Here is a 5496-nt window from a genome sequence, read left to right on the forward strand (position 1 = left end):
CCAAAATATCCTCATCATTTTTTGGCATCCTTCATATCAGATTAAAAGTACTTTACACTTCTTGTCTGGAGTATAGACGCAATGCATTGCGTCTATACCGTTGGGTTATTTTGCCATTGGAAAAGTGTAAATCGGCAAATGAAGGATGCCCATTTTTTTAAGTACAAATCAACACAGGATCTGTTTTCACAGTAAAGAGGCATCTCTTCAAATGTAAGAATATTTTTTTACTTATAATGAAAATTATAGTATTTCATTGGAGATATTAGGTTTTTAAGGATTTAACAACTGCCCGAAAGGGTGCTGTACCAATTATCTGTAGTAGCATAAAGGCTCACTGTTCATAACTTTTCATTGTTATCACAACGGAAACTGCAAATGAAAACCATAAACAGATCAAACTGGCAAGAGCACCTCACAACCCCTGAAAAGGTACTGGATAGAATAAAACCCGGCATGACCATATTTCTGGGAACAGGCCCTGCATCTCCACGTACCCTGATTCGTGTTCTTCTTGACTATGATGAACATAATCTTAGAGATATCGAGCTTGTACAACTTGCTGTCATGGGTGATATTGTCCTTTCAGTTGAAAAGCTCAATGCTCCCAATTATCGGTTGAAAACATTCTTTTCCGGATTTGTGGCCTGGGATACAATATCATCGGGACAGGTGGATCTTATACCTGCCTATTCATCCGAGATACCAAAGATCCTTAAATCCCGCAAAATTGTCATTGATGTGGCTTTTATACAGATAACTCCTCCAAATGAGGCTGGATATTGCAGCCTTGGTGTTGCCGTTGATGTGGCCAGGGAGGCTATGGAGCAGGCAACGCTTGTTGTGGGTGAGGTTAATCCGGAGATGCCTTTTACGTTTGGGGACACTTTTGTTTCTGTTGATGATTTTGATCTTTTGATCCAGTCAGAAAAGCCACCTCTTCATTATGAGCCCGGGTTTGCCCATTCCCAGATGAATCAGGTGGCCACAAATGTGGCTTCCATAATAAAGGATGGAGATTGCTTGAGTTTCTCCCATGGAGCCCTTTTTGACGCACTTGTGCCCCACCTAATGTCAAGGAAAAACCTTGGCATCCACTCGCTCTATTTTACAGATGCCCTTGCAACCCTTGTTAAAAGCGGGGCTGTAACAAACTCCAGAAAGTCACCATTCAGGGGTAAATCTCTGACATCCTATGCCCTTGGCTCAAAATCCCTGATGAAGTGGCTTGATCGAAATCCTCTTGTGGAGTTTCAGGGAATTGACTGGGTCTGCAATCCAGGTTTTATAGGCAGCAATCCCCAGTTTGTAGCTCTGTATGAAGCCCGAAAGGCCGATCTTCTCGGGGGAGTTGCCTTTCCTTTAAAAGGTTCAGTTGTAACAGGTCCCGGTGAGGTGATTGATTTTATAAAGGGAGCTGAAATATCACAGGATGGCTGTACAATAATGGGGCTTCCAAGCCGAAACCTTAAAGGAGAGTCAAACATTCTTTTGGCATTGATGGATTTTCCCAATCAGTTGAGGCTAAGAGAGTCTGTTCATATGATTGTGACCGAGTACGGCATTGCAAATCTTAAATGGCGTCCCTTGCGTGAGCGTGCCCAGGCAATGATAGATATTGCCCATCCTGATGACAGGGAACTTCTGATGGAGCAGGCCAGGAACAGGAAGATTATCTATGCAAACCAGATTTTTATTTCACGGTCAGTTCACCTCTATCCTGCTCATATTTCAACACAGGAGGTATTCAAAGGTGATGTATCAATAAGATTCCGTGCAATGAAACCTTCAGATGAAGAGGCAATGCGCCGTTTTTTCTATCGCTGTTCAGATGAGATCATCTACTACAGGTTTTTCTATTCCATAAAGACAATGGATCATGACAAGATGCAGGAGTACGTCAATGTGGATTACAGCAGTGAGCTTTCCATTGTGGGGTTGACCGGCAAGGCCGATGAGGAACAGATTGTTGCTGAAGGCCGATTTTTCAGGGATGAACGATCAAACTATGGAGAGGTGGCATTTCTCATTGAAGAGACTTTTCAGGGAATCGGCGTTGGAACCTATATGCTGACCCTCTTGATTCAACTGGCCAGGGAGCAAGGGCTAAAGGGGCTAAGTGCTGAGGTGATAGCCGACAATCAGGCAATGCTCAAGGTGTTTCAAAAAGCAGGGCTTCCAATGGATGCCCGTCTTGAAAATGGTGTATATAAGCTTGTTATGCATTTTAAGGAGTGATGGTGGGATTACTTCTGGCTCTATCCCTTCTCACTCAAATGAATCGCATTGGATAAAGGGCATTCTTCATATCATACAGAAAGTACTTTACACTTTCCGGAACAGGAGCCTCTAAAAACGGGCTTCTGTTCGGAAAAGTGTAAACTGGCAAATGAAAGATGCCGGATAAAGCTATTTTTTAATTCAAATTGGAGGAATAACTAAAATGAAAATCTGTAAATGTTATAGACCAAAACTCGCTCTTGTGTCTCTCCTGCTACTGATTTTTTTTGTTTCCATTACAGCAAAAGCAGACGCTCAGTGTTATAATCCGTCATTATCCGGACAGCAGACCGTAATACTCAGTAATATGAATGAAATAATTAATGCGCCGGTACAAATCACTGATAGTGATAATACTCTTCCGGATACAACATCAATTCGATTGAAAATTGCCCTTCAATGCTTTGGTGCCCCCATTGATCTTTACGTCGCTATTTATGATGTTAAAACCAGTTTTTTTCATTTCATTGATGCACAAGGAAACTTGACGCTGGATCTTTTTGCCCACAAGATCAATACCACAGCACCAGTTTTTTTCGACAAAACCTATTCCCAACTGGACTATGGGCACTATCAGATTTACTGGTTGATTACACCTTCCAATGGAGGAAATTTTGCCAACATTGATTTACAGGGTGCTCCGTTTGAACTTGGATGTTACAACTATAATCTTGGAGACACCATTGACTACAACACAATTGATATTATGAAAAATTTCAATTCATTCAGTGATTTCACAGGAGACGGTATCACCGATTTGCTGTTGTATAAAAAAAATGGTGGCAAGGGAGATTTCTACTCCACCAACGGATTTGGAAACATGCAACTGATGAAATCATATTCAGGTTGGAAGGATTGGGATATCATCGTGCCCGGGGACTTTACAGGGGATGGATTCACAGATTTGCTCTTTTTCAAAAGGGAGGGGGAATGGTATGACTTTTCAAGCAGCAGCCAGGGAGAATTCTATGCCTCAGACGGCTTCGGGAACATACAGCTTTTAAAATCATATGAAGGATGGCAGGATTGGGACATCATCGTACCGGGAGACTTTACAGGAAATGGCAGTAAGGATTTGTTGTTCTACAAGAAGAGAGGTGGTGTGGCAGATTTTTATTCCGTAGATGAATCAGGCAACATGCAACTCTTTAAATCATATGACAGTTGGGATGAATGGGACATCATCGTTCCAGGACATTTTAACGGGGATACCATAACTGATTTGCTGTTGTTCAAAAGATATGACGATCTGGACGAAGTTTGCAAGGGTGGAAGGGGTGATTTTTACGCAACAGACGGGTCAGGGAATCTTCAACTGCTGCAATCATATTCACAATGGCAGGACTGGGATCTCATCATACCTGGAAATTTTACATCCGATGGATTTACGGATCTGTTGTTCTTCAAAAGAGAGGGCAGTTGGGATGACCTTTGCTACAAGGACAATGCTGATTTTTATGCTACAGACGGATCCGGAAATATGCAGTTGTTGAAATCATATGAAGGATGGGATGAGTGGGATCTTATTATTCCCGGTCATTTTACCGAAGATGAGTTCACGGATTTGCTGCTTTATAAAAGGGATGGCGGCAGAGGTGCGTTTTACTCCACTGATGGATCAGGTAATATAGAGTTGATGGAATCATACGAAGGTTGGCAAAATTGGGATATCATAGTTCCTTGAGAGCCAAATAGTTTCGACCTGTGCGTGTAGAAAATATTTGGCAGCGTTGGGCAATTCAAATGTAGTTTTCCAGATAATTAAGGAATGAGCACGAAATAAGATGCTCAATTAGAATTTTCAAACGTACTGCCTGCAATGGTCGCCTGTTTTGAAATGGGCAAGTTATTTATGACTCATTCCTAAATATGGATTTTGTGGAGTGGGAGCTTTTTGGACTCACCCCTACTGAAGCCGCAGTTGTAGATCATATAATGAACGGTAAAAATAGTGATGAAATTGCATTGGTTATGAAAATATCAATCAAGACAGTCTCTTTTCACCGTTTAAATATCCGCAAAAAACTTGGTATTTCTTATAGACTCAAAATCGACACCTATGATCTTGTAAGCCTTGTCAATACTGTCTGAATCAGGATTCCCAAGATTAACAAGATAAGGCAGGATTATCTATCCTGAGCATTCGAACCATCCTGGTTATCCTGCTTCAGACAACTGCAATAACTTCTGAAAAAGCAATAAGATGTCGATTTTGAGTATAGAACAAAGCCTTTGAAGGATTTGATCATGAATCTTAATCTCAGGAATTCAAAAAAACGGCCATGACCTGACTGCCCCAAGGATTATTGTTATGAACAATTTGCCAATACTGCCCACAGGTAACTCTTCCTTTGAGAACATAAGACTCAATGGAAATCTCTATGTGGATAAAACAAGACATATTTGTCAGATGATAAGCGATGGCAAATACTATTTTTTATCCAGACCAAGAAGGTTCGGTAAATCCTTGATGGTCTCCACCCTTAAATGTCTCTTTGAGGGGAGAGAAGAGCTTTTTGAAGGCTTGTGGATAAAAGAGAAAGGGAATGAAGATAAAGCTAATGCCCAAAACTTTAAATGGGAATGGAAACACCATCCTGTCATACCCCTTGATTTCAATGAGATAAGTCATGAAACTCCGGATATTCTAAAGCAGAGCATTGAAGAACACCTCATTGAAATTGCGTCTAATTATGATATTGAGCTTAAACGATCTTTCATAAAAGGTAAATTCAAGGAGCTTGCAATTGCCCTTAACAAAAAAACCAAGATGCCGGTTGTATTTTTGATTGATGAGTATGACAAGCCACTTATAGACCACCTTGGGAAAGGCGATGAATCTCTTGGGATAGCCAAAAAAAATCGGGACATTCTGAAAGATTTTTTTGGGGTAATCAAAGGTATAAAAATTTCCCCCATAACCCGCTTTGTATTTATTACAGGGGTCTCAAAATTTAGCCAGGTATCCATTTTTTCAGAACTTAACAACCTCACAGACCTTACAATGCTCTCTTTGTATGCTGATATGTTCGGCTATACAATGGATGAGGTCGAACAATATTTAATGCCCCACATAAAACGAATGGCAGATCAGAAAAATGACAAGATTTCTGATGTAATGGAAGAACTGTTGAAACATTACAATGGTTATCGTTTTTCAAAGCGAAACGTAAAAGTGTTCAATCCCTTTTCTCTAATGACAGCCCTTAAATATAT

The 5496-nt window shown here is 40.6% G+C and carries 4 protein-coding genes; all 4 read left to right on the plus strand.

All coding sequences use genetic code 11. The annotated features are described in order from the left end of the window. Window positions 1-378 precede the first annotated feature (378 nt). Complete coding sequence (locus MTBBW1_RS12850; protein ID WP_080804171.1) at window positions 379-2238, plus strand: GNAT family N-acetyltransferase; 1860 nt, start codon at window positions 379-381, stop codon at window positions 2236-2238. A gap of 205 nt (window positions 2239-2443) precedes the next feature. Further along, window positions 2444-3964 carry a VCBS repeat-containing protein gene (locus MTBBW1_RS12855; protein ID WP_080804172.1) on the plus strand — a complete coding sequence of 507 codons (1521 nt, stop codon included), beginning with the start codon at window positions 2444-2446 and terminating at the stop codon, window positions 3962-3964. A 185-nt stretch (window positions 3965-4149) separates the two neighbouring features. Continuing rightward, complete coding sequence (locus MTBBW1_RS12860; RefSeq protein ID WP_080804173.1) at window positions 4150-4371, plus strand: helix-turn-helix transcriptional regulator; 222 nt, start codon at window positions 4150-4152, stop codon at window positions 4369-4371. Between the two features lie 220 nt (window positions 4372-4591). Next, a partial coding sequence (locus MTBBW1_RS12865) for an ATP-binding protein (protein ID WP_186441253.1) occupies window positions 4592-5496 on the plus strand: 905 nt, incomplete at its 3' end.

Origin of the sequence: Desulfamplus magnetovallimortis (assembly GCF_900170035.1) — a bacterium.
Lineage (GTDB): Bacteria > Desulfobacterota > Desulfobacteria > Desulfobacterales > Desulfobacteraceae > Desulfamplus > Desulfamplus magnetovallimortis.

Excerpts from the sequence above, each read along its gene's own strand:
- MTBBW1_RS12855 (WP_080804172.1), top strand. The coding sequence starts at position 2,444 with ATGAAAATCTGTAAATGTTATAGACCAAAACTCGCTCTTGTGTCTCTC.
- MTBBW1_RS12850 (WP_080804171.1), top strand. The coding sequence starts at position 379 with ATGAAAACCATAAACAGATCAAACTGGCAAGAGCACCTCACAACCCCT.
- MTBBW1_RS12860 (WP_080804173.1), top strand. The coding sequence starts at position 4,150 with ATGGATTTTGTGGAGTGGGAGCTTTTTGGACTCACCCCTACTGAAGCC.